The following is a 23,020-nucleotide window of genomic DNA, read 5'->3' as shown; positions in this document are numbered from 1 at the left end:
TGAGTGTCTCCTGACAAGGGGGGCAGAGTGTAGGCAGTCCGGGTGGGGAATGACCAGTCCCCCGCGCCCGGGCTGTGAAGCGGATCGCAGGGCAAAGGTTTGCCTGGGCAGGATCAGCGGAACCAGAACCAGAGCACGGCAAATACCAGCCAGCTCAGCACCAGCAGGATCCAGGGCAGCGGGTGCTGGCGGGTGAGCTCGATGACCTCGGCTTCGCTCTCCTCTTCCGGCGTCTCTTGGGAAGAGTGCCTGGCTTTGGCTTGCAGTTTCTTCTGGCGGCTGGCCTCGCGGGCCTTCGCCTTCATCTGTTTCTTGTATTCGTCTATGCCCTTCTGGATCCCCTGGGCGATGAGCTGGGTTTGCTCCTTGGTCTGCCCCGGCTTCTGGTTGGCACGGGCGATCTTCATCGCCTCCTGCTGGGTTTCGGGGGAAATTTTGTCGTACTTGGCCATTCCAGGCACTCCTTGGCATTGATTGGCGGGCAGTATGCCATAACCGTTACCGGCGGGCTGCCATCATGGGGGAAATTGCTCTGCGAGTGGGGTGCCTCTGTTCCAAATAGGGGAAACAGGTTGCGTGGATGATCACATTTGGCGGAATTTGTGAGTCGCCGATGAAAAACCGTCACATGTTGTTTGTTATATTACCGCCCGATCCTGGATAGGGTCGTCCAATAACAAAATAACAAGGTGATATGGAAATGAATTATAAATTTGTCAAAGGAAGTATCGCACTGGCAGTGCTTGCCGCATTGAGCGGCTGCAATACCTCAAGCAACGACAGCGTCGCCCCCTGCACCGAAAATGTCTGCAAGCTGACCATTTTGCATACCAATGATACCCACGGTCGTTTCTGGCACAACGACAAGGGCGAATATGGCATGGCGGCCCAGAAGACCCTGGTCGAGCGGCTGCGTGCCGAGGCGAAAGCGGCGGGCAGCGAAGTGCTGGTGCTCTCCGGCGGTGACGTCAACACCGGGGTGCCGGAGTCGGATCTGCAGGATGCAGAGCCGGACTTCATGGCCATGAACAGCATCCGTTACGATGCCATGGCGGTGGGCAACCACGAGTTCGACAACCCCCTGACCATCCTCGAGAAACAGCGTCAGTGGGCCCAGTTCCCGATGATCTCCGCCAACATCTATGACAAGACGAGCGGCAAGCGCTACTTCGATCCCTACAAGGTGTTCAAGCTGGAGAGCGGCCTCAAGGTCGCCGTGCTGGGTCTGACCACAGAGGACACCGCCCAGCTGGTGGATCCCAACAACGTCCAGACCCTCGAGTTCCGCGATCCGACCACTGAAGCCGCCAATCTCGGCAAGCAAATCCGCGACAACAAAGAGGCGAACCTGGTTCTTGCCATCACCCACATGGGCCATTACGAGAATGGTCAGCACGGCAGCAACGCACCGGGTGACGTGGAGATGGCCCGTGCGCTGCCGGCAGGTACTCTGGACGCCATCATCGGTGGTCACTCCCAGAACCCGGTCTGCATGGAGCCGGGCACCCCGGACAAGTACGCCGACTTCAAGCCGGGCGACGACTGTCAGCCGGATCAGCAGAACGGCACCTGGATCATGCAGGCTCACGAGTGGGGCAAGTATGTGGGTCGTGCCCAGTTTGACTATCAGAATGGCAAGCTGACCCTGACCCAGTACGATCTGATCCCGGTCAACCTGAAGAATGCGGACGGTGATTTCATTCAGGAAGAGATCGTCAAGGATCCCGAGCTCTACAACACCCTGCTCACCTATCAGGAGAAGGGACAGCAGGAGCTGGGTGTGGTCATCGGTGCCACCGATGGCGTACTGGACGGTGAGCGCGCCAACGTCCGCAACAAGCAGACCAACCTGGGTCGTCTCATCACCACCGCGACCGCCGAGAAGCTGAGCACCGACTTTGGCATCGTCAACTCCGGTGGGGTGCGTGCCTCCATCGCGGCAGGGGACATCAGCTACCGTGACGTGTTGACCGTGCATCCGTTCGGCAACACCGTCAACAAGGCGACCATGAGCGGCAACGAGCTGCTGACCTACCTGGGTCAGGTCGCGACCAAGACCGCCAATACCGGTGGCTATGCCCAGTTCGGCGGCATCAAGATGACGGTGGATTGCCAGGCCAAGAGCGTGGACATCGCCACCATCGGCGGGAAGGCCTTCGATCCGGCAGCAACCTACAGCTTCTCCATCCCGAGCTTCAGCGCGGCCGGTGGTGACGGTTATCCGAAGATCGACACCATCAATGCCGGTCTGGTGGATGCCGGTGTGCTGAAGGATTATATCGCGGTGAAGAAGACCATTCAGGTCGCCGATTATCAGCCGGCCGGCGAGGTCAGCTATATCAACTCCACCTCGGTAGAGGGTTGCAAATAATCCCTGCACCCCGAGCCAATAAAAAAGAGAGGCAGTCATGGCTGCCTCTCTTTTTATTTTCAATGTCATCAGCAGTGTCTCTCGGGAAATATATCCGGCCACGGGAAGCTGCCCCGAAATAGGGCATGACACGATCTGATGGCAATAAAAAGGCGACCCTGAGGTCGCCTTGATGAAATGGGTCGGTTGAGCCTTAGAGCTGCTCGATGCCGACGATATGCCAGGGGGCATTGTCCTTGGCGAGATCACGCTCGAGGTGCCACACCTCCTTGATGTCCTCCTCGACCTGCTCCTGACGGTCCATGTAGCGGCCGCTGAAGCGCACGCTCACCTGGGCCCAGTCGCTGCCGTAGTCGGCACGGACCAGCTGGGTGTCCACGTACATCACCTCGGTGTGCTGCTCACCGGAGAGCTCGGCGCGTTCTGCCTTGAGGTGCTCGAACAGCTCGGGGCTCACGTACTCGCGGATCTTCTCCAGGTCGTTCTTGTTCCAGGCCTCTTGCAGGGTGCGGTAGTGATCGCGGGCGCCGGCCAGGAAGCCGTTCATGTCAAAGCCCGGGGGCAGACGGAAGGGCACGTCGCTGTCGGCAAAACCGGTGGCCTGCGGGGCGCTGTGGCTCTGCTCGAACTGCTGGGGGGCCGCGCTCTGGGGCGGTTGATAGCCCGCATAGGCCGTCTGTGGCTGGGCCGCTGCCGCCTTGTTCCTGCGCAGGGCTCGGAACAGGAAGACACCGCCCAGTGCCAGCAGGGCGATCAGCAGGAAGTCCATCCCTTGCAGACCTTCGAAGGCACCGCTGCCCAGCAGGTAGGCAAACAGACCGCCGGCCAGCAGACCACCCAGCAGGCCGCCCATCATGCCGCCTTTCTTGGGTGCCTGGGCGCCCACGGTCGGGTTCTTGGTGTCGACCGGCTTGGCCGCAGGTTGGGCCGGGGCCGTCTTGTAGCTCTTGCCAAAGGATTTGCCGCCACCAAGTTTCTTGGCCTCGGCGATGGGTGCCCCAAGGCCAATGGCCAGGATCAGGGCAAACAGGGTCAGCATCTTTTTCATTTTGACTCTTTCACTCTCATGTAGGTGGGGGCATGCTCTGCTTGTGCAAGCTCAGCGAGGCGCATGGCAGGCTGCCAGTCCCTTTTTGTGTTGCAGCTTGCGGGTATGATTATCACGGATGGCATGAATTATTCATGAACAGATTGAGTCGTCCGACAGGGGGGCACCCATGAGACACAGACGGCCGAGTCGCTCGGTGCGCAGGTTGCGCAACAAACAAAGAGCAAGAACGAACGCTCAGACCCTGGTCTGGCCCTTTCTCGTACTGTGAGGCAGGTCTGCGGCGCAGAAGTGGATGGCGCTGACGAGGCCAGGGTCCCGTCTTGTCGCCGGATGCGATGACGGGACGTATTAGCACTCGCGATGGCGGGGTTTCTTTTGTAAAATTCCCGTCCCCTTCCCGCTGCGGTTTTTATGTGTATGGCAGAGCAAGTGACGGCGAAAAAAGACGCCAAGACACAACAGCTGAAAGTACCTCCCCACTCTTTTGAGGCCGAACAGTCCGTACTGGGCGGCCTGATGCTGGACAACGAGGCCTGGGATCGGGTCGCCGAACGGGTGATCGACAAGGATTTCTACAGCCGCCCGCACCGCCTGATCTTCCAGGCCATGACCCGCCTCTCCAATGCGGGCAACCCCATCGACCTCATCACTCTGCAGGAGGAGCTCGAGCGCTCCGAGCAACTGGAAGAGGCCGGTGGCTTCGCCTATCTGGTGGAGATCGCCAAGAACACCCCGAGTGCCGCCAACATCAGTGCCTACGCCGAGATCGTGCGTGAGCGGGCGGTGGTGCGGGAGATGATCTCGGTCGCCAACGAGATAGTCGAAGCGGGCTACGAGCCCCAGGGGCGCACCTCCAACGATCTGCTGGACTTGGCCGAGAGCAAGGTGTTCCAGATCGCCGAGCAGCGCACCAGCGCCAACGAGGGCCCCCAGCCCCTGAAGCTCATCCTCGAGCAGACCGTCGACAAGATTGAAGAGCTGTTCAAGACCCCCCACAACGGGGTGACCGGCGTGTCGTCCGGCTACAACGATCTGGACAAGATGACAGCCGGCCTGCAGCGCTCGGATCTGGTCATCGTCGCCGCCCGTCCCTCCATGGGCAAGACCACCTTTGCCATGAACCTGTGCGAGCACGCGGCCCTCACCGCCGACAAGCCGGTGCTGATCTTCTCCCTCGAGATGCCCTCCGAGCAGATCATCATGCGTATGCTCGCCTCCGTGGGGCGCATCGACCAGACCAAGGTGCGGACCGGCCAGCTCGACGACGAGGATTGGGCGCGGCTCTCTTCCACCATGGGGCTGCTGCTGGAAAAGGGCAAGATGTACATCGACGACTCCTCCGGCCTGACCCCGACCGAAGTGCGCTCGCGCGCCCGTCGGGTGGCGCGGGACAACGGCGGCATCAGCATGATCATGGTGGACTACCTGCAGCTGATGCGGGTGCCCAGTCTCTCCGACAACCGTACCCTGGAGATCGGTGAAATCTCCCGCTCCCTCAAGGCGCTGGCGAAAGAGTTGCAGTGCCCCGTGGTGGCGCTCTCCCAGCTCAACCGAAGCCTGGAACAGCGTGCCGACAAGCGCCCGGTCAACTCGGATCTGCGGGAATCCGGCTCCATCGAGCAGGATGCGGACTTGATCATGTTCATCTACCGCGACGAGGTCTATCACGACGACAGTCCCGACAAGGGGATCGCCGAGATCATCATCGGCAAGCAGCGTAACGGCCCCATAGGACGAGTGCGGCTCACCTTCCAGGGTCAGTTCTCGCGCTTTGACAACTACGCGGGCCCGGCGTTTGATGATGACTACTAAGTCGGGAGCCTGCTCCCGGTATCCAGACACAGTTTTCCCGGTTCGACAATTCTGCCGGTCCGGCCTTAGACGATGAGATTTGAGGGCTGACACCACCCGGTGCCTGATTATCATGCCCTCGTAAGGGAAAACAGATGAAAGCGGCTATCGCCCAAATCAATACAGCGGCCCTGCGCCACAACCTCGCTGTGGTCAAACGCCACGCCCCCCAATGCAAGATCATTGCCGTGGTCAAGGCCAACGCCTATGGCCACGGCCTGCTGCCGGTCGCCCGCACCCTGGTGGATGCGGACGCCTACGCAGTGGCCCGCATCGAAGAGGCGCTGATGCTGCGCTCCTGCGCCGTGGTCAAGCCCATCGTGCTGCTGGAGGGCTTCTTCAGCGCCGCCGACCAGCCGGTGCTGGCGGCCAACAACCTGCAGACCGCGGTGCACACCTGGGAGCAGCTCGAAGCGCTGGAGCAGGCCGAGCTGCCTGCCCCCGTGGTGGCCTGGCTCAAGCTCGACACCGGCATGCACCGCCTCGGGGTACGGGCCGAGGAGATGCCCGCCTTTATCGAGCGCCTCGGCAAGTGCAAGAACGTGGTGCAGCCGTTCAACGTCATGACCCACTTCAGCCGCTCCGATGAGCTGGAGCAACCCACCACCCGCGAGCAGATCGACCTGTTCTGCCAGCTGACTGCGCCGCTGTCGGGCGAGCGCGCCATGGCCAACTCGGCAGGCATCCTGGCGTGGCCGGATTCCCACTGCGACTGGGTGCGCCCCGGCGTCATCCTCTACGGCGTCTCCCCTTTCCCCAATACGGTGGCGGCGGATTATGACCTGCAGCCAGTGATGACCCTCAAGACCCAGCTCATCGCGGTGCGCGATCACAAGGCGGGCGAGCCGGTAGGCTATGGCGCCAACTGGGTGTCGGATCGCGATACCCGGCTCGGGGTGATTGCCATCGGCTATGGCGACGGTTATCCGCGCATGGCCCCCAACGGCACGCCAGTGCTGGTCAATGGCCGCATCGTGCCTCTGGTGGGGCGCGTCTCCATGGACATGACCACGGTGGATCTCGGCCCCGGCGCCACCGACAAGGCAGGTGACGAGGCGGTGCTCTGGGGGGAAGGGCTGCCGGTGGAGCGGGTGGCCGACCAGATCGGCACCATTCCCTATGAGCTCATCACCAAGCTCACCTCCCGCGTCTTTATGGAGTATGTGTAGGCGAGTCGCCCCTCATCCCCCATCCTTCTCCCGCGAGGGGAGAAGGGAGAACAAAAAGGCCGCCCCGACAAGGGCGGCCTTTTTCATGGGCGTGTCCCAGAGACGAAAGAACAAGCCCCGCATCGGCGGGGCTTGAGTCTCCGTCACTATGTGGCGCTTAGCCTATGGTCATCAGGCTGGCATTGCCACCGGCGGCGGCGGTGTTGACCGAGAGGGCGTGCTCGATGAGCAGGCGCTCCAGCGGGATGTCGGTCTCGCCGCGATGCAGGCCGTGCACACCGATGATGGCGCCGTTACGGGCTGCCTGGCGCGCGGCGGCGAGCTTGCTCACCTCTCGCAACTGATCCGAGTCGCCGTGGTGCAGCAGGGCATCGAAGTCCGTCTCCCCCGTGGCCCAGTCCGCCACCAGCGCGATGGGATCCCGCACCTCGGTCGGCAGGGAAGAGAGCAGGGAGCGTGTCTGGGCATCGTCCGGCAGCAGCACCTGGCTGCCGACCGCCAGACAGGCGGCCAGCTGGGCCAGCAGGTCGGCCTTCTCCTGGGCAAGACAGAGCACCCGTTCCCGGGGCAGCAGGCTGTAGCTGTTGCGCTCGCCGGTGGGGCCGGTCAGCAGCTGGGTACGGCCGCTCTGGGAGATCGCGGCGTAGTGATCGCACAGGGCGGCGAGGGCCGGATCCTGCTTGCTCGCCCAGTCGCGCAGGGCCACGAGGGGGGCTTTCGCCTCGGCATGCAGGGCACCGGACTCCTGGTGCAGCTGGTTGGCCACCGCCTCCTGGGGACGGGCGCCGAGCAGGCGATACATGTAGAGCGGGCCACCGGCCTTGGGACCGGTGCCGGAAAGCCCTTCCCCACCGAAGGGTTGCACCCCGACCACGGCGCCCACGATGTTGCGGTTGACGTAGAGGTTGCCCACCTTGGCCACGTTCACCACCTGGGCGATGGTCTCGTCGATGCGGGTATGAACACCCAGGGTCAGGCCGTAGCCGCTGCCGTTGATCTGCTCGAGCAACTCCCCGAGCCGGGTGCGCGGGTAGCGGACCAGGTGCAGCACAGGGCCGAACACTTCGCGCCCCAGTTCGTCCAGGCTGTCGAGCTCGATCAGGGTCGGCAGCACGAAGGTGCCGCGGCTGCAGGCATCCCCCTGGGTGCGGGCGATCTGGTGCACTTTGCGCCCCTTGTCGCCCATGGCCTTGATGTGGCGCTCGATGTTGGCCTTGGCCTCGGCGTCGATGACGGGACCGATGTCGGTGGAAAGGTGCTCGGGGCTGCCGACCTTGTACTCGGCCATGGCGCCCTTGAGCATCCGGATCACCCGATCCGCCACGTCATCCTGCACGCACAGCACTCGCAGGGCGGAGCAGCGCTGACCGGCGCTGTCGAACGCCGAGGAGATGACATCCATCACCACCTGTTCGGTCAAGGCGGAAGAGTCGACGATCATGGCGTTCTGGCCGCCGGTCTCGGCGATGAGGGGAATGGTGCGGCCCTGGGCGTCGAGGCGACCGGCCAGGTTGCGGGAGATGATGCCCGCCACCTCGGTGGAGCCGGTGAACATGACGCCGCGCACCCGTTCGTCCGCGATGAGCGCCGCACCCACGGTCTCTCCACGGCCCGGCAGCAGTTGCACCGCACCGGCGGGAACCCCCGCTTCCAGCAGGATGCGCACCGCTTGTGCCGCGATGAGGGGGGTCTGCTCGGCAGGCTTGGCCAGCACCGTATTGCCGGCGGCCAGGGCCGCGCAAACCTGGCCACTGAAGATGGCCAGGGGGAAGTTCCAGGGGCTGATGCAGACCACGGGGCCGAGCGGTCTGTGGGTGTCGTTGGCGAAGTGGTTGCGCGCCTGGGCGGCGTAGTAGCGCAGGAAGTCCACCGCCTCGCGTACCTCGGCGATGGCGTTGGCGAAGGTCTTGCCGGATTCGCGAACCAGCAGGCCCATCAGGGGTTGCAGTTCGGATTCCATCAGATCGGCTGCCCTGTCCAGCACGGCGGCCCGCTCGGCTGGCGGGGTGGACTGCCAGATCTGGCCGCTCGTGAGGGAGCAGGCGAGCGCCTTGTCCACCAGCGCTACCGTGGCTTCGCTCACCTGACCGACGACATCGCGGTGATCCGCCGGGTTGAGCACGGGCTGGAACTGGGTCGGCGCCTCGGTGTCGCAACCCAGCATGGGTACGGCCTGATAGGCGGTGTTGGTGCTGGCGAGCAGGGCGGCGGAGAGTGACCCCAGGCGGTGCTCGTTCGCGAGATCCAGACCTGCGGAGTTCGGGCGCGCCTCGCCGTAGAGATCCCGGGGCAGGGGGATGCGCGGATGGGGCAGACCCAGGGTCCCTTCACGGGCGGCCATCTGCTCGATCTGCTGCACCGGATCCTGCACCAGATCCGAGAGGGAGATGTTGTTGTCCGCGATGCGGTTGACGAAGGAGGTGTTGGCCCCGTTCTCCAGCAGGCGGCGCACCAGGTAGGCGAGCAGGGTCTCGTGGCTGCCCACCGGGGCATAGATGCGGCAGGGGCGACCCAGCTTGCCGTCGGCCACCTTGCCGACCACCTGTTCGTAGAGCGGTTCACCCATGCCGTGCAGGCACTGGAACTCGTACTGGCCCGGGTAGTAGTTCTGACCCGCCAGCTGATAGATGGCAGACAGGGAGTGGGCGTTGTGGGTGGCGAACTGGGGATAGATGGCCTCGGGCACCGCCAGCAGCTTGCGGGCGCAGGCGAGGTAGGAGACGTCCGTGTAGGGCTTGCGGGTATAGACCGGGTAGCCTTCCAGCCCTTCCTGCTGGGCGCGCTTGATCTCGCTGTCCCAGTAGGCGCCCTTCACCAGACGGATCATCAGGCGGTGACGGCTGCGCTTGGCGAGATCGATGACGTAGTCGATCACATAGGGGCAGCGCTTCTGGTAGGCCTGGATGACGAAGCCGATGCCGTTCCAGTCGGCGAGGGACGGATCGAAGCAGAGCTTCTCCAGCAGATCGAGGGAGATCTCCAGCCGATCGGCCTCCTCGGCGTCGATGTTGATGCCGATGTCGTACTGCCTGGCGAGCTGGGTCAGGCCCAGCAAGGTGGGGTAGAGCTCCTCCATGACGCGATCGTACTGGGCGCGGCTGTAGCGCGGATGCAGGGCGGAGAGTTTGATGGAGATACCCGGCCCCTCGTAGATGCCGCGACCGTGGGAGGCCTTGCCGATAGCGTGGATGGCCTGCTCGTAGGAGGCCAGATAGCGTTTGGCGTCCTCCTCGGTCAGGGCCGCTTCCCCCAGCATGTCGTAGGAGTAGCGGAACCCTTTGCTCTCCATGCCGCCTGCGTTCGCCAGCGCCTCGGCGATGGTCTCGCCGGTGACGAACTGTTCACCCATCAGGCGCATCGCCATGTCGACGCCCTTGCGGATGAGCGGCTCACCCCCCTTGCCGATGAGTCCCTTGAGGGAGTTGTTCATGCCCGCCTCGTTGTGGGTGGCCACCAGCTTGCCGGTGATGAGCAGACCCCAGGAGGCTGCGTTGACGAACAATGAGGTGCTCTGGCCCAGATGCTGGCTCCAGTTGCCGCCGCTTATCTTGTCGCGGATGAGGGCATCCCGGGTCGCCTTGTCGGGGATGCGCAGCAGCGCCTCCGCCAGGCACATCAGGGCCACCCCTTCCTGGGAGGAGAGGGAGAACTCCTGAAGCAGCCCCTGCACCAGGCCCTGACGGCCGCTGGCGCTCTTCTGGTTGCGCAGCTTCTCGGCGATGCCCATGGCCAGCTTCTGGGTCGCGTCAGCCTTCTCCTTGGGCAGACGGGCCTGCTCCAGCAGCATGGGGACGGCTTCGGTCTCGGGGCGGCGATAAGCCCCCGTGATGGCGGCCCGCAGCACGGACTGGGGCAGAATGCTCTCGGCAAACTCGAGGAAGACCTGGATGCCCTGCTCGGTCAGGGTCTCGACGGCCTCTTCCCCGGCGGCGGCAGCCAGCCCGGAGTGCTCGGGCGGGGTCAGACCGCGATCCAGTTGCTCCAGATAGGTGAAGATGGCTTGCTTGATCAGCCAGTGGGGAGTGCGATCCAGGGTCTGCGCAGCCTGTTTGAGGCGGTCGCGGGTCGCTTCATCGAGTTTGACGCCGAGGGTGGTAGTGGCCATGGGACTTCCTGTGTCTAGAAGGTAACAATATTACCGGACGGTTAAATTTCGCCGATGATGGTGCAACCAGGTGCAACCTTCAAGCAAGAAATTTTAATGTATTGGTTACATTGTTGAATTCTTCCATGAATCCGGTCTCCATCAGGCTCCTTTCAAGCCCGCCGCTTGTCCGCTTTTCACAGCATTATTAATGGGTTGGCAATGCATCTTATGAATGCCTATATGAGGTGCAACCCACTGTGAATCGGGTTGCGCTTTTGCGTGTTCGACCGAGCCTGGGCTGTGAGCGCGGCTCCCCCGTGCGCAGAAGGGGGCGGAGCGCCACCTGACAGAGCCCCGTGCTCTTCTATGCTGTTAGCTGGCCACAGGGGCCAGCTATCGGTGACAAGGAGAAACCCATGGCGCGTGTCAGTACCTATCTCAATTTTGCCCGGGAGACGGAGGCTGCCTTCCTCTTCTATCGCGAAGTGTTCGGCGGTGACTTCAGCGGCCCCATCCACAGGTTCAAGGAGTCCCCGGGTTGCCCGGGCCAGCCCCCTTTGTCGGAGGAAGACGGGGAGCTGGTGATGCATGTGGCCCTGCCCATCCTTGGGGGTCACGTGCTGATGGGCACGGATGCTCCGGCCAGCATGGGGTTCACCCTGGTGCAGGGCAACAACAGCTACCTCAACCTGGAGCCGGACAGCCGGGGCGAGACCGATCGCCTGTTCGCAGCCCTGGCTGAGGGAGGCCAGGTGGAGATGCCGCTGGCGGAGATGTTCTGGGGTGACTATTTCGGATCCCTGGTGGACAAGTTCGGCACCCACTGGATGTTCAACTGCCAGAGCAAGACCTGACGGCAGATCTGCAATGAAAAGGGCGCCATGGCGCCCTTTTCATCTTTATTGCCCATCACTGTCCCTATTTGCTGCGCCTGCCACCTGCGCTGGTATGCCCCGAGCATGGGATTGCAGTGCAGTGCGCTGCCTTATGGCGTGCGACCCACCATGTCAGCGGGGATCACCCAGGCATCAAACTGCTCCGCGCTGAGGTGGCCCGAGGCAATGGCCGCCTCCCGCAGGCTGAGCCCCTGATGGTGCGCCCGCTTGGCGATCTCGGCCGCCTTGTCATAGCCGATATGGGGGTTGAGGGCCGTCACCAGCATCAGGGAGCGGGAGAGCAGATCGTCGATCCTGGCCTGGTTCGGGGTGATGCCGACGGCGCAGTGGTCGTGGAAGCTCTGCATGCCGTCCGCCAGCAGCCGCACGCTCTGCAGGACGTTGTAGGCGATCATCGGCCTGAACACGTTGAGCTCGAAGTTGCCGCTGGCGCCGCCGATGTTGATGGCTACATCGTTGCCCATCACCTGGGCGCACAGCATGGTGAGCGCCTCGCTCTGGGTCGGGTTGACCTTGCCGGGCATGATGGAGGATCCGGGCTCGTTCTCGGGGATGAGCAGCTCCCCCAGCCCGCTGCGGGGGCCGCTCGCCAGCCAGCGCACGTCGTTGGCGATCTTCATGAGGGAGGCTGCCAGCGTCTTGAGGGCACCGTGGGCGTGAACCTGGGCGTCACTCGCCGCCAGGGCCTCGAACTTGTTGGGGGCGCTGATGAGCGGCAGGCCGGTCTGCTCGGCCAGGGTTCTGGCCACCGCCTCGGCAAAGCCGGGAGGGCAGTTGAGGCCGGTGCCCACGGCGGTGCCGCCGAGCGCCAGCTCGCACAAATGGGGCAGGGCGGCGCGTAGATGGCGCTCCCCCTGTTCAAGCTGGGCGACCCAGCCGGAGATCTCCTGGCCCAGGGTGAGGGGAGTGGCATCCTGCAAATGGGTGCGGCCAATCTTGACGATGTGGTCGAAGGCGGCGGCCTTGCCTGCCAGGGTCTGCTTCAGGGCAGCGAGGGCCGGCAGCAACCGCTGCGTGATGGCGGTGACCGCCGCCAGGTTCATGGCGCTCGGGAAGACATCGTTGCTGGACTGGCTCTTGTTTACCTCGTCGTTGGGATGCACCAGCCGCGCTTCCCCCCGGGGGCCGCCGAGCAGTTCGCTGGCCCGGTTTGCCAGCACCTCGTTGAGGTTCATGTTGGTTTGGGTGCCGGAGCCGGTCTGCCACACCATCAGGGGAAACTCGGCGTCGTGCAGGCCGCGCAGGATTTCGTCGGCGGCGGCCATGATGGCCTGGGCCTTGCGGGCGGGGAGTAGCCCCAGGGCGTGGTTGACCCGGGCGCAGGCGGACTTGATGCAGGCCAGGGCATGGATGATCTCCATGGGCTGGCGTTCCCCCGAGATGTTGAAGTGATGCAGGGAGCGCTGGGTCTGGGCCCCCCAGAGCCTGTCCGCCGGGACGGCTATCTCCCCCAGGCTGTCCCGCTCCATCCTGATATCCATGACGTGTCTCCTGCCGTTGAGGTGGTGGCACCCAGCATGAACCCAAACGGCGGCCGGGGCCAGCTTGCACGTGGATACGCTTTGCATATAATAAGTAAAGCTTACTATATGGGTTGCATATCATGAACAAACAACCGGACACCCTTGGCTTTCTCATCGGCGACGTCCAGCGCCTGATGCGCCGCCAGTTCCAGCAGCAGCTGGAGGGAAGCTGCCTCACCCTGGCCCAGGCCAGGGCTCTGGTGCACATTGCACGCAGCGAAGGGATCCGCCAGGTGGATCTGGCGGAGCGGCTCGACATCCAGCCCATCACCCTGGCCCGTCAGCTCGATCAGCTGGCGGAGAGCGGCCTGGTGGAGCGGCGCAGCGACCCCCATGACAGGCGTGCCTATCAGCTCCATCTGACCGAAGGGGCCACCCCCTATCTGGCGATGATCAAACAGGCGTCCGATCTGGTGCATCAGAGGGCCATCGGCGAGCTGGGGGAGGAGGCGACCGAGGCGCTGTGCCGCTCCCTCAAGATCCTGCGTGCCAACCTCGGCCACCTCTGATGCTTTCCTGTGATGCCAACCAACGTGGAGCCATATCATGACCACTGATTCCCCCTCTTCCTCCCGTCCCGCCGCCAACCGGCGCCGCACCCGCCTGCTGTTGCTGGTGGTGGTGCCGGCACTGGCCCTGCTCGGGGCGGGCGTTATCTACCTGCAGGGCGGGCGCTATGTGGAGACGGACAACGCCTATGTGAAGGCGGACAAGGTCCCCATCAGCACCGAGGTGCTGGGCCGGGTGGCCAAGGTGTTCGTCGAGGAAAACCAGCAGGTCCGGGCTGGCCAGCCGCTGTTCGAGCTGGATCAGGAGTCCTTCCGGGTCGCCGTGGCCAAGGCCGAGGCGGAACTTGCCAAGGTGCGCACCGATCTGGTGGCGTTGCAGACCAGTTATCGCGGCCAGCAGGCGGAGATCGCCGTGGCCCGCACCCGCCATGCCTATGCCCTGAAGGAGGAGCATCGCCAGGCGGATCTGGTGACCAGGCACTTCACCTCCACCGCCAATTACGACGATGCCCGCCAGCTCACCATACAGACCGCCCAGCAGCAGGTGGCGCTGGAGGAGGGGCTCAAGAAGATTGAAGCCTCCCTCAGCGGGGACGTGAACCTGCCGGTGGATCAGCAGCCCGCCTATCAGGAGGCCGCGGCCGAGTTGGCCAAGGCCAGGCTGGATCTGGCTCGCACCACCATCTATGCCCCCGCCAACGGCATCGTCAGCCAGTTGCCCAAGCCCGGCCAGTACAATCTGGTGGGCATGACCGCCATGATGCTGGTGGAGACCGACACCCCCTGGGTGGAGGCGAACTTCACCGAGACGGAGCTGACCCATGTGCAACCTGGCCAGAAGGTGGGCATCAGTGTGGATACCTACCCCGATGCGCACTGGACCGGGGTGGTGGAGAGCCTGAGCCCGGCCACAGGCTCCGAGTTTTCGGTGATCCCGGCCCAGAACGCCACCGGCAACTGGGTCAAGATCGCCCAGCGGGTGGCAGTGCGGATCAAGCTGGATTCGGGAGCGGATCTGCCCACCCTGAGGGCGGGTCTGAGTGCCACCGCCGAGATAGACACCGGCCATCAGCGCACCCTGCCTGGCCTGTCAGGTCGAGGTTGATATGACGAGCGCAGCCACAGGGCAGGCAGACCAGGCTTCCCGTCGCACCTTCATCACCCTGTCGGTGATGGTGGCGACCATCATGCAGGCGCTGGACACCACCATCGCCAACGTGGCCCTCCCCCACATGCAGGGGGCGATGGGGGCGACCCAGGATCAGATCTCCTGGGTGCTCACCTCCTACATAGTGGCGGCCGCCATCTTCATGCCGCTGACCGGTTTCATCTCGGCAAGAATTGGCCGCAAAAGGCTGTTCATGTGGTCGGTGGCGGGCTTTACCGTCGCCTCCATGCTGTGTGGCGCGGCCCAGAGCCTGGAGCAGATCGTGCTGTTCCGCCTGCTTCAGGGGATCTTCGGTGCCAGCCTGGTGCCCCTCTCACAGGCGGTGCTGCTGGACACCTATCCGCCGGAGAAGCACGGCTCCGCCATGGCGCTCTGGGGGATTGGGGTCATGGTGGGCCCCATTCTGGGGCCGTCGCTGGGGGGCTGGCTCACCGAGTACTACAACTGGCGCTGGGTCTTCTACATCAATCTGCCGTTCGGCCTGCTGGCCTGGTTCGGGCTTGCCGCCTTCATCGAGGAGACGAAGATCGATGCCAGCCGCCGCTTCGATCTGCTGGGGTTCGCCCTGCTGAGTCTCGGCATCGGGGCGTTGCAGATGGCGCTGGACAGGGGAGAGTCCCAGAACTGGTTCGCCAGCCGGGAGATCGTCATCGAGACCGCCCTGATGGTGATGGCGTTCTACCTCTTCGTGGTGCATATCTTCACCCACCCGCATCCTTACATAGAACCGGCCCTGTTCCGGGATCGCAACTTCAGCGTCGGTCTGCTCTTCATCTTCATCGTCGGCATCATCTTGCTGGCGACCATGACGCTGCTGCCTCCCTTCATGCAGGGACTGATGGGTTACCCGGTGATCGACGTGGGTTACCTGCTCGCCCCGCGCGGGGTGGGCACCATGGTTGCCATGATGCTGGTGGGCAGGCTGTCGGGCCGGGTGGATGCCCGTTACCTCATCCTGTCAGGGCTGCTGCTCACCAGCTTCTCCATGTGGGAGATGACCCTGTTCAACACGGACATCGACAGCTGGGACATAGTGCGCACCGGCATCATCCAGGGGCTGGGACTCGGCTTCATCTTCGTGCCACTCTCCACCATCACCTTTGCGACCCTGGCGCCGCGCTATCGCAACGAGGGGACGGCGCTGTTCAGCCTGGTGCGCAACATCGGCAGCAGCATCGGCATCTCGGTAGTGATCACCTATCTGGCCCAGCGATCCCAGATGAACCACGAGGCGTTCGCCGCCTACATCACCCCGTTCAATGTCAACCTGCATCAGGGCGGGGGCATGGCGGAGCTGATGACGCCGAAGGGGCTGGCCATGATCAACGGCGAGGTGACCCGGCAGGCCAGCCTGCTCGCCTACCTGCAGGATTTTCGCCTGATGATGTGGGTCAGCCTGTGCGCCGTGCCGCTGGTGGTGTTGCTGAGGACTCCCGGGCGCAGCGGCTCTAGGGAGGAGATGGCCATTCTGGAGTGAATCACGAAGGGGCGAGCAACAAAGAAAGAGGGATGGCGCAGGCCATCCCTCTGTCGTTTGGCAGGATCAGCGTGCCGGCGTGAAGGGGGTGAGCGCTGCCAGAGGCGCAGCGTCCCCGTATTCCCGGACGGGTTCGCCGTGCTTGAAGATCTTGAAGGTCTCGCCCCGGGCGCTCCAGTACTCGATGTGATCGCCGCCGATCTGCAACAGGCTCGCCTCGCGCAGGGCCACCACGGATTCGCTCGGGTTGATGGCGCAGAACTCGGCCAGACGCTCGTCCCGGGTCTCCCCCATGTGGCCGCTGATGCTGGCGTCCAGATAGTGGGGGTTGATCTGCACGGGGAAGAGCCCCAGCGCAGGCAGCACGACGGCGCTGCACACCGGCATGTCGTTGGTGGTGCGGATGCTGGGGGTGGCCACGTTGCAGCCGGCGCTCCAGCCCACATAGGGCACGCTCCGCTCGCGCACCGCACGCTGGATGGGGACCACCAGACCATACTCGTGCAGCCGCTGGTTCAGGAGCCAGGTATTGCCGCCGCTGATGAAGATGGCGTCGGCCCGGTTGATGGCATCCACCGGATCGTCGAAGTGATGGATGCTGATGGCGTCCACCCCCAGACTCTCGGTGAGCTCCCGGGCACGGGCATCCCAGTCGCTGCGGATCACCGCGTAGGGGATGAGCAGGATGCGCTTGACCTGGTTGCGAGCGAGCAGGGCTTGCACCCGGTCGCGGGCCCAGCCGAGCAGGCCGGGGTGTTCTGTGGTTTTACCGTTGCTGAGCAGAAGCAGTTCCATGATGTGTCCTCGAAACAAGGCGCAGGACCCGGGCGATCCTGGTGAAGAGAAGAGGGCACTCTACCGCCATCGAAGCGCCAAATGTGTGATCCCTGCCCGTTTTGTACGGTTGCAGGCCACTCAGAGTTGTTCGTTCACCTGCGCGTAGCGCAGCAGCATCTCGGCGAGGGAGTTCACCGCCAGGCGTTTCATCAGGCTGGCGCGGCACACCTCGACGGTGCGCACCGAAATGCAGAGATCCTGCGCTATCTGCTGGTTCTTGTGGCCCCGGGCGATGAGCTGTAACAACTGGCGTTCGCGCGGGGTGAGGCGCTCAAAGGCGGCCAGCTGGGCGAGGCGGGTGGCCGCCGCCTGCGTCGCCTGCTCGGCCCGCTCGATGGCGGCGAGCAGGGGGGCCAGCTGCACCGGCTTTTGCAAGAAATCCACCGCCCCCTGCTTGAGGGACTCCACCGCCAGGGGCACCTCGCCGTGGCCGGTGAGAAACAGGATGGCGATGGGGCTCTGGGCCGCCTTCAGCCGCTGCTGCACCTCGGGGCCCGACAGCCCCGGCATGCGGCAGTCGAGAATGAGGCAGGCGGGCTGGTGCAGGTCGACCTCTGCCAGAAAGCGCTCGCCATCGGAAAAGCTGAACAGCTGTCGCTCGTCGCAGCTCTCCAGCATGAAGCGCAGGGAGTCGAGCACGGCCTCGTCGTCGTCGACCAGATAGAGCGGGGGGCGGGCAGGGGACGTCATCTCAGTTCCTCGGCATGTCGGTGGATGAAGGGAGGGTTTCGGGGGGCGGCACGGGCAGAATGACCCGGGCCAGGCAGCCGTGGGGGCTCAGGTTCTCCAGGCTGAACTGGCCGCGATGGCTCTCGACCACCTCCCGGCAGATGGCCAGCCCCAGCCCCATGCCATCGGGCTTGTCGCTGTAAAACGCCTGCTGAAGTTCGGTCGTGGGGACCCTCAGGCCGGCACCGTTGTCACGGATCTCCAGCAACAATCTCTGCGCCTCGAAGGCGATCAGCAGCTCAACCCGGGCAGGCTCCTGTGCCGCTGCTGGCGTAGGAAGGCGAGCCCTCTGCGCCGCACTCTCGGCGCCATTCTTGATGAGGTTGACCAGCAACTGCTCCATCCCGGTGCCGTCCAGAGGTAACGGGCGTGGCTGGCCTCGCCAGTGCAGGGTGAAGGCGACGTCGAGCGGCGCCAGCATCTGCTCCAGCAGGGGGCACAGCTCCGCCACCAGGGTGGGCAGGTCGCAAGGCGCGAAGCGGGGAGGGCGCTTTTGCAGCCTGGCTCTGAGCCGGTTGACGGTCTGGGTGATGCGCTGGACCTGGAGCCCTATCTGCTCCAGGGCCTGACGCAGGGAGGCCTGGGCGGCAGACTGGGCCGGATCCTGTGCCAATTTGTCCAGTCGCAACAAGGCTCCCTGGCTGTAGTTGGCGATGGCGCTCAGGGGCTGATTGATCTCGTGGGCCACGTTGGCGCCCAGCTCGCCCAGTTCGGCGAGCCGTCTGGCCTGTGCCAGCTGGCGTCCCTTCTGCTCGAGCTGGTGGCGGGCTTTGAGCAACCGGCGCTGGCTGCGGTTGAACAGGTATTGCAGCAGCAGGTGGTGGCCCCCCAGCAGCAGCACCAGCGCCAGGGCGCCCCAGCCCCACTGCTGATGCTGGCGCAGCCAGTGCCAGGCCGCTTGCCACCAGGGGCCCTGCAGCGGGTGGCGATCCAGCGCCTTGAGCAGGCGGTCGATGGCAAGCTCGCTGGTGGGCACGGTCCAGCCCGCCGAATCGGCGGCGATGGCCGCCTCGCTATCAGCGGGCAGGTCGAACAGCGCGCGGGTCACCGCCAGCGCCAGCGCGGGGGAGGCCCGCTCTGTCTTGGCGAAGGACCAGTTGGGGTAGAGCCGGGTCGAGCTCTGGCAACCAAAGTCGGCCGGCGCCTGATCGTCCAGCACCCGAAACGCCCCCCTGGCGACCTTGCCCTCCCGCTCCATGCGCTCCAGCTGGCACACCGGCACGATGGCGGCGGCCACCTCCCCTGTCGCCAGCCGCTCGATGAGCCGGTCCAGCGGAAAGCCGGTGAACTGCACGGTGGAGAAGAAGCGTTCCAGCCGAACTCCCTGTTCGCCCGCCTCGAAACGATAGGCGAGGTAGCCGCCGAAGGCGTTCTCCGAGACGGCAGCGACCGCTTGCCCCTCGAGGTCACGCCAGTGTCGGTAGGGGGCCTGGGCAGGCACCACCAGGGCGGCGCCGATGGCGAGATTGTCCCCCCCGGCCGGGCTCTTGAGGGTGGCGAGCCAGGCCAGTGGGTACTGGCGCGCCAGACTCACCGACTGGCCCGGGTTGGTGATGACGAAATCGAGGTGCTCGCGGGCGACGGCCTCGGCCAGTTCATCGAGCCCCAGCGGATGCAGCACGAAGCGATGGTCGGGCACGCGCTGCGCGAGCCAGCGCAGCAGCGGTTGCCACTGGGCTCTGGCCAGGGCCGGGCCGCGGGTTGCCAGCACGCCGATGCGTATCGGCTCGGCCATGGTCTGCATCGGCGTGGCCTGGGATGGGGCGGATTCCTGTCGCACTGGCGCTGGCGAAGAGGGGGGCGGGGCGGCCTGCACCCGCAGCGGCAGGGCTGACAGGGCGAGCCAGAGCAGCAGGCTGAGCAGGGGCAAGGGAACTGGGGCGTGCAGGGGGCTCTCCTCTCTATGCAAAGGGGCAGTCTATCATCGGGACGTGCGCTTGCACGCGAACGGGGGCCGGGAGGGGCGGCAAACGCCGCCCCGGTCACAGTTCAGCAGGGCTGGGACATTTTTTATTTCAGGATGACTCTTGCACCGCTTTTAGCTGGACTACGCCACAGCCCGATACAACAGGTTTATCAATGACTTAGGCGAGTTCAACATATGCCGGTGCTTTCTGAAACTTGACCCGACTTCCCTTCCGCTGGCTCCTACAAGGCTCCTGGGATTCGGGTCTTTCCGAGGAGTCATCATGGCTAAGATCAAGCTCACCAAGTCCGCAGTCGATGCGGCACAACCGCAAGCGCAAGCGATTGAGCTGCGCGACACCCTCGTTCCCGGCTTCCTCTGCAAGATCACGCCGGCTGGCCGCAAAGTGTTCATGCTCCAGTATCGGACGAACGCTGGCGAGCGGCGCAAGCCGGCCTTGGGCCTGTTTGGTGAACTGACCGTCGAACAGGCCCGCGCGCTGGCGCAAGAATGGCTTGCCCAGGTGCGCCGGGGCGGCGACCCGGGCGCGGACAAGGCCGAGGCGCGCCAAGCGCCCACCGTTGACGAGTTGTGCAAGAAGTTCATGGAGGACTACTCCAAGAAGCGTAACAAGCCCAGCACCAGGGTCGGCTACCAAGGGGTCATCGACCGCTGCATCATCCCACTGCTGGGTCGCAAGAAGGTTCACGACGTGAAGCGGCCGGACGTTGCCGGGTTGATGGAGAAACTTTCATACAAGCAGACCGAGGCGAACAAGGCGTTCAGCATCCTGCGCAAGATGTTCAACATGGCGGAGGTATGGGGCTATCGGCCAGATGGCACCAATCCTTGCCGCCATGTCCCGATGTTCCCAGCCGGCAAATCCACCCATCTCATCAGCGACGACGACATGGGGAAGCTTTTCCGGCAGCTCGACAAGATCGAGGCAGATGGGCTTGAGAAATACGTCATCCCACTGGCGATTCGCCTGCAATTCGAGTTCGCCGCGCGACGCTCCGAGATCGTCACGCTCGAATGGGAATGGGTCGATCTGGAGAACCGGCGCGTAGTCTGGCCCGACAGTAAGACCGGCGGCATGTCCAAGCCCATGAGTGAGGAAGCCTACAGGCTGCTCTCGACGACTCCGAGGCAGGAAGACAATCCCTATGTGCTGCCGTCGCCACGGCATCCGGGGCAGCATCTGACCACGGGTGAATATTACGGCGGCTGGTGCCGCGCTCTCAAGGCAGCGGGTGCGACGCACGTGGGGACGCATGGCATACGCCATCGCTCTGCGACCGACATTGCCAATTCAGGTATCCCAGTCAAGGTTGGCATGGCGCTGACGGCGCACAAGACCGTCGTGATGTTTATGCGCTATGTCCATACCGAGGACGATCCGGTTCGCGAGGCAGCCGAACTGGTGGCAAACCGGCGCAAGACGATCACCGGCACCAAACGCCCCCCTGCTGTGGAGGCGACGGCATGACCAGGCGCAAGGCATCCACCGCGTCGCCCGCAGCGCCTCCGGCGCTGCTGGGCGACATTCGAGCACTGATCGAAGCGGCGCGCAAGCGTGCCGCTTCGGCGGTGAATAGCGAACTGACGATGCTCTACTGGCGCATCGGCCAGCGCATCCATACGCAGGTCTTGGAAGGTCGGCGGGCCGACTACGGCGAGGAAGTCGTATCCACCCTGGCAGTGCAACTGGTGAAGGAGTATGGCGGCAGCTTTTCGGTCAAGAATCTGCGCCGGATGGTGCAGTTCGCCGTCGCCTACCCGGACGAGCGAATTGTCGTATCACTGATACGACAATTGAGCTGGACGCACTTCATCGCCCTGATTCCGCTGAAAGACCCGCTCCAGCGGGACTACTACGCTCAGATGGTGAGCGCCGAACGCTGGAGCGTGAGGACGCTGCGCGAGCGCATTGACTCGATGCTGTACGAGCGCACGGCGCTGTCCCAAAAGCCGGAGGAAACCATCGCGCAGGAGCTGGCGACCCTGCGCGATGCGCAGCGCATGACACCTGCGCTGGTGATGCGCGACCCGTACATCCTCGACTTCCTGGGGCTGCAGGATAGTTGGCAGGAAGGCGACTTGGAAGCCGCGATCATCCGCGAAATGGAAGCCTTCCTGCTGGAGCTGGGCGCGGGCTTTTCCTTCGTTGCCCGGCAGAAGCGCATCCCGATTGACGACGAGGATTTTCACCTTGACCTGCTTTTCTACAACCGCAAGCTGCGGCGGCTTGTGGCGGTGGAATTGAAGATCGGCGAGTTCAAGGCAGCCTACAAAGGGCAGATGGAACTTTACTTGCGCTGGCTGGACAAGCACGAACGGGAGCCGGAAGAAGCCTCGCCGCTGGGGATCATTCTTTGCACTGGCAAGAAGCGTGAGCAGATCGAGTTGCTGGAGCTGGATAAATCGGGCATCCACGTTGCCGAGTATCTGACCACCTTACCGCCCCGTGCGGTGCTGGGCGAGAGGTTGCAGCAGGCGACCGAGCGGGCGCGGTTGCAGATCGAGCAGCGCCAGCAAGACACCGACTAGCCCAAACAGCATTCGTGCGTCCCGGCGTGCCTCCGTCGGGTTCGCGGGCTGCGCCCCGCGCTTCGTGCCGAATCGCGGCCATCTGGCATTGACCCCTGACGCCTTCGGCCCCGGCGGGCCTGCGCGCTCCGCTTGCACAAAGGCGAGTGTGTGCATTGGGCGGGTGTGGGCGGCCTTGCTGTTCCCTTCACCGTATCACGGCGTTCTCGCCGTCAAGGGCTGCGCGTGCTTGCACGCTTGCGGCCTGTCGGCCGTCCTCGACCCCTGACTGCTTGCGCTGCGCCGTGCTCGCCACGGTTCCGGGCAATTCCGCCCGAGCAACCGGAGCACGATCATGTCGCAACTGTCCTTTTCCTCGTTCGATACCGCGCTGATGGTGCGCGACTCCCTGGGCCAGTACCTGCCGGCAACGGCTGACCAGATCCTAGAAGCCGCGCGCCATGCCATCGAGCGCAAGATGCAACGCGGTACTTCGTTCACGTCGCCGGCGGCGGTCAAGGAGTACCTGCGCGCCAAGCTGGCCGGCTTCGAGCATGAGGTATTCGCGGTGCTGTTCATGGATACGCAGCATCGGCTGATCGAATACGCCGAGATGTTCCGAGGCACCATCGACGGCGCATCGGTGTATCCGCGTGAGCTGGTCAAGGAGGCGCTGCGGCACAATGCGGCGGCGGTTATCGTGTCGCACAACCACCCGAGCGGCAATCCTGAGCCGAGCGGGGCCGACCGAGCACTGACCCAGCGGCTCAAGGAGGCGCTGGGGCTGGTGGACGTGCGCGTGCTCGATCACGTCATTGTCGCGGGCAGCGACACCACCTCGTTTGCCGAACGCGGCCTGATCTGACGAAGGGGCTTCGGCCCCTTTTTTTGCTACGCCTGGTAGCACCGCTCTCGCC

At 64.2% G+C, this 23,020-nt stretch carries 17 protein-coding genes; 10 read left to right on the top strand and 7 right to left on the bottom strand.

The genetic code is table 11. From position 1 onward, the window contains the following. Positions 1 to 113: 113 nt before the first annotated feature. Positions 114 to 452, bottom strand: coding sequence for a DUF2956 domain-containing protein (locus tag C2U47_RS04870; protein WP_010673255.1), 339 nt, complete (start codon positions 450 to 452; stop codon positions 114 to 116). Between the two features lie 248 nt (positions 453 to 700). On the opposite strand from C2U47_RS04870, the gene ushA reads away from it, so the two are divergent. Next, complete coding sequence (gene ushA / locus C2U47_RS04865) at positions 701 to 2,371, top strand: bifunctional UDP-sugar hydrolase/5'-nucleotidase UshA (RefSeq protein WP_010673256.1); 1,671 nt, start codon at positions 701 to 703, stop codon at positions 2,369 to 2,371. 193 nt (positions 2,372 to 2,564) lie between these two features. On the opposite strand, the gene C2U47_RS04860 is transcribed toward ushA, so the two are convergent. After that, positions 2,565 to 3,419 (bottom strand): Tim44 domain-containing protein, encoded by an 855-nt coding sequence (locus C2U47_RS04860; protein ID WP_010673257.1) that lies wholly within the window; start codon positions 3,417 to 3,419, stop codon positions 2,565 to 2,567. Between the two features lie 420 nt (positions 3,420 to 3,839). Here C2U47_RS04860 and dnaB point away from each other — a divergent pair, with 420 nt between their 5' ends. Together dnaB and alr are read left to right on the top strand one after the other, a co-directional pair. Further along, complete coding sequence (gene dnaB, locus C2U47_RS04855) at positions 3,840 to 5,234, top strand: replicative DNA helicase (RefSeq protein ID WP_010673258.1); 1,395 nt, start codon at positions 3,840 to 3,842, stop codon at positions 5,232 to 5,234. A gap of 134 nt (positions 5,235 to 5,368) precedes the next feature. Next, positions 5,369 to 6,442, top strand: a complete 1,074-nt coding sequence (gene alr, locus C2U47_RS04850) for an alanine racemase (RefSeq protein ID WP_010673259.1) — start codon at positions 5,369 to 5,371, stop codon at positions 6,440 to 6,442. 157 nt (positions 6,443 to 6,599) lie between these two features. Here alr and putA read toward each other — a convergent pair whose 3' ends face one another. After that, on the bottom strand, positions 6,600 to 10,547 hold the full coding sequence (gene putA, locus C2U47_RS04845; RefSeq protein ID WP_010673261.1) for a trifunctional transcriptional regulator/proline dehydrogenase/L-glutamate gamma-semialdehyde dehydrogenase: 3,948 nt from the start codon (positions 10,545 to 10,547) through the stop codon (positions 6,600 to 6,602). A 398-nt stretch (positions 10,548 to 10,945) separates the two neighbouring features. On the opposite strand from putA, the gene C2U47_RS04840 reads away from it, so the two are divergent. Then, positions 10,946 to 11,383 carry a VOC family protein gene (locus tag C2U47_RS04840; RefSeq protein WP_010673262.1) on the top strand — a complete coding sequence of 146 codons (438 nt, stop codon included), beginning with the start codon at positions 10,946 to 10,948 and terminating at the stop codon, positions 11,381 to 11,383. 131 nt (positions 11,384 to 11,514) lie between these two features. Here C2U47_RS04840 and fumC read toward each other — a convergent pair whose 3' ends face one another. Then, positions 11,515 to 12,906, bottom strand: a complete 1,392-nt coding sequence (gene fumC, locus C2U47_RS04835) for a class II fumarate hydratase (protein ID WP_010673263.1) — start codon at positions 12,904 to 12,906, stop codon at positions 11,515 to 11,517. A 122-nt stretch (positions 12,907 to 13,028) separates the two neighbouring features. Between fumC and C2U47_RS04830 the strand changes: the two genes are divergently transcribed. Genes C2U47_RS04830 through C2U47_RS04820 form a run of 3 tightly spaced genes read left to right on the top strand, consistent with a single transcriptional unit; the run spans position 13,029 to position 16,102 of the window. Then, complete coding sequence (locus C2U47_RS04830; RefSeq protein WP_010673264.1) at positions 13,029 to 13,457, top strand: MarR family winged helix-turn-helix transcriptional regulator; 429 nt, start codon at positions 13,029 to 13,031, stop codon at positions 13,455 to 13,457. A gap of 37 nt (positions 13,458 to 13,494) precedes the next feature. Beyond that, entirely contained in the window at positions 13,495 to 14,562 is a 1,068-nt protein-coding gene (locus C2U47_RS04825; RefSeq protein ID WP_010673265.1) for an HlyD family secretion protein, read from the top strand. 1 nt (position 14,563) lies between these two features. Continuing rightward, a complete protein-coding gene (locus C2U47_RS04820) occupies positions 14,564 to 16,102 on the top strand; it encodes a DHA2 family efflux MFS transporter permease subunit (protein ID WP_010673266.1) in 1,539 nt (512 codons plus the stop codon). Positions 16,103 to 16,168: 66 nt separating this feature from the next. Here the strand turns inward: C2U47_RS04820 and pepE are convergent, their stop codons facing one another. The 3 genes from pepE to C2U47_RS04805 all read right to left on the bottom strand — a co-directional run bounded on the left by pepE (position 16,169) and on the right by C2U47_RS04805 (position 19,538). Next, positions 16,169 to 16,897, bottom strand: coding sequence for a dipeptidase PepE (gene pepE, locus C2U47_RS04815; protein WP_043152647.1), 729 nt, complete (start codon positions 16,895 to 16,897; stop codon positions 16,169 to 16,171). A gap of 120 nt (positions 16,898 to 17,017) precedes the next feature. Beyond that, complete coding sequence (locus tag C2U47_RS04810; RefSeq protein ID WP_010673268.1) at positions 17,018 to 17,629, bottom strand: response regulator transcription factor; 612 nt, start codon at positions 17,627 to 17,629, stop codon at positions 17,018 to 17,020. Between the two features lies 1 nt (position 17,630). Beyond that, entirely contained in the window at positions 17,631 to 19,538 is a 1,908-nt protein-coding gene (locus C2U47_RS04805) for a sensor histidine kinase (RefSeq protein WP_103261477.1), read from the bottom strand. A 319-nt stretch (positions 19,539 to 19,857) separates the two neighbouring features. Between C2U47_RS04805 and C2U47_RS04800 the strand changes: the two genes are divergently transcribed. From C2U47_RS04800 to C2U47_RS04790, 3 genes are all read left to right on the top strand, one after another. Beyond that, positions 19,858 to 21,063 (top strand): tyrosine-type recombinase/integrase, encoded by a 1,206-nt coding sequence (locus C2U47_RS04800; protein ID WP_103261476.1) that lies wholly within the window; start codon positions 19,858 to 19,860, stop codon positions 21,061 to 21,063. After that, positions 21,060 to 22,124 carry a PDDEXK nuclease domain-containing protein gene (locus tag C2U47_RS04795; protein ID WP_103261475.1) on the top strand — a complete coding sequence of 355 codons (1,065 nt, stop codon included), beginning with the start codon at positions 21,060 to 21,062 and terminating at the stop codon, positions 22,122 to 22,124. Before C2U47_RS04800 ends, C2U47_RS04795 begins: the two co-directional genes overlap by 4 nt. Before the next feature lie 334 nt (positions 22,125 to 22,458). Continuing rightward, the gene (locus tag C2U47_RS04790) at positions 22,459 to 22,968 is read left to right on the top strand and encodes a JAB domain-containing protein (RefSeq protein ID WP_103261474.1); all 510 of its coding nucleotides are present in this window, start codon (positions 22,459 to 22,461) and stop codon (positions 22,966 to 22,968) included. Positions 22,969 to 23,020: the final 52 nt, after the last annotated feature.

Origin of the sequence: Aeromonas sp. ASNIH7, assembly GCF_002903485.1 — a bacterium.
GTDB classification, from domain to species: Bacteria; Pseudomonadota; Gammaproteobacteria; order Enterobacterales; family Aeromonadaceae; genus Aeromonas; species Aeromonas caviae.
This window is presented reverse-complemented; position numbering and strand designations above follow the sequence as displayed.

What these genes read in the sequence shown, in the direction of transcription:
- C2U47_RS04870 (WP_010673255.1), bottom strand. Translation starts at nt 452, where the DNA reads ATGGCCAAGTACGACAAAATTTCCCCCGAAACCCAGCAGGAGGCGATG.
- ushA (WP_010673256.1), top strand. Translation starts at nt 701, where the DNA reads ATGAATTATAAATTTGTCAAAGGAAGTATCGCACTGGCAGTGCTTGCC.
- C2U47_RS04860 (WP_010673257.1), bottom strand. Translation starts at nt 3,419, where the DNA reads ATGAAAAAGATGCTGACCCTGTTTGCCCTGATCCTGGCCATTGGCCTT.
- dnaB (WP_010673258.1), top strand. Translation starts at nt 3,840, where the DNA reads ATGGCAGAGCAAGTGACGGCGAAAAAAGACGCCAAGACACAACAGCTG.
- alr (WP_010673259.1), top strand. Translation starts at nt 5,369, where the DNA reads ATGAAAGCGGCTATCGCCCAAATCAATACAGCGGCCCTGCGCCACAAC.
- putA (WP_010673261.1), bottom strand. Translation starts at nt 10,547, where the DNA reads ATGGCCACTACCACCCTCGGCGTCAAACTCGATGAAGCGACCCGCGAC.
- C2U47_RS04840 (WP_010673262.1), top strand. Translation starts at nt 10,946, where the DNA reads ATGGCGCGTGTCAGTACCTATCTCAATTTTGCCCGGGAGACGGAGGCT.
- fumC (WP_010673263.1), bottom strand. Translation starts at nt 12,906, where the DNA reads ATGGATATCAGGATGGAGCGGGACAGCCTGGGGGAGATAGCCGTCCCG.
- C2U47_RS04830 (WP_010673264.1), top strand. Translation starts at nt 13,029, where the DNA reads ATGAACAAACAACCGGACACCCTTGGCTTTCTCATCGGCGACGTCCAG.
- C2U47_RS04825 (WP_010673265.1), top strand. Translation starts at nt 13,495, where the DNA reads ATGACCACTGATTCCCCCTCTTCCTCCCGTCCCGCCGCCAACCGGCGC.
- C2U47_RS04820 (WP_010673266.1), top strand. Translation starts at nt 14,564, where the DNA reads ATGACGAGCGCAGCCACAGGGCAGGCAGACCAGGCTTCCCGTCGCACC.
- pepE (WP_043152647.1), bottom strand. Translation starts at nt 16,897, where the DNA reads ATGGAACTGCTTCTGCTCAGCAACGGTAAAACCACAGAACACCCCGGC.
- C2U47_RS04810 (WP_010673268.1), bottom strand. Translation starts at nt 17,629, where the DNA reads ATGACGTCCCCTGCCCGCCCCCCGCTCTATCTGGTCGACGACGACGAG.
- C2U47_RS04800 (WP_103261476.1), top strand. Translation starts at nt 19,858, where the DNA reads ATGGCTAAGATCAAGCTCACCAAGTCCGCAGTCGATGCGGCACAACCG.
- C2U47_RS04795 (WP_103261475.1), top strand. Translation starts at nt 21,060, where the DNA reads ATGACCAGGCGCAAGGCATCCACCGCGTCGCCCGCAGCGCCTCCGGCG.
- C2U47_RS04790 (WP_103261474.1), top strand. Translation starts at nt 22,459, where the DNA reads ATGTCGCAACTGTCCTTTTCCTCGTTCGATACCGCGCTGATGGTGCGC.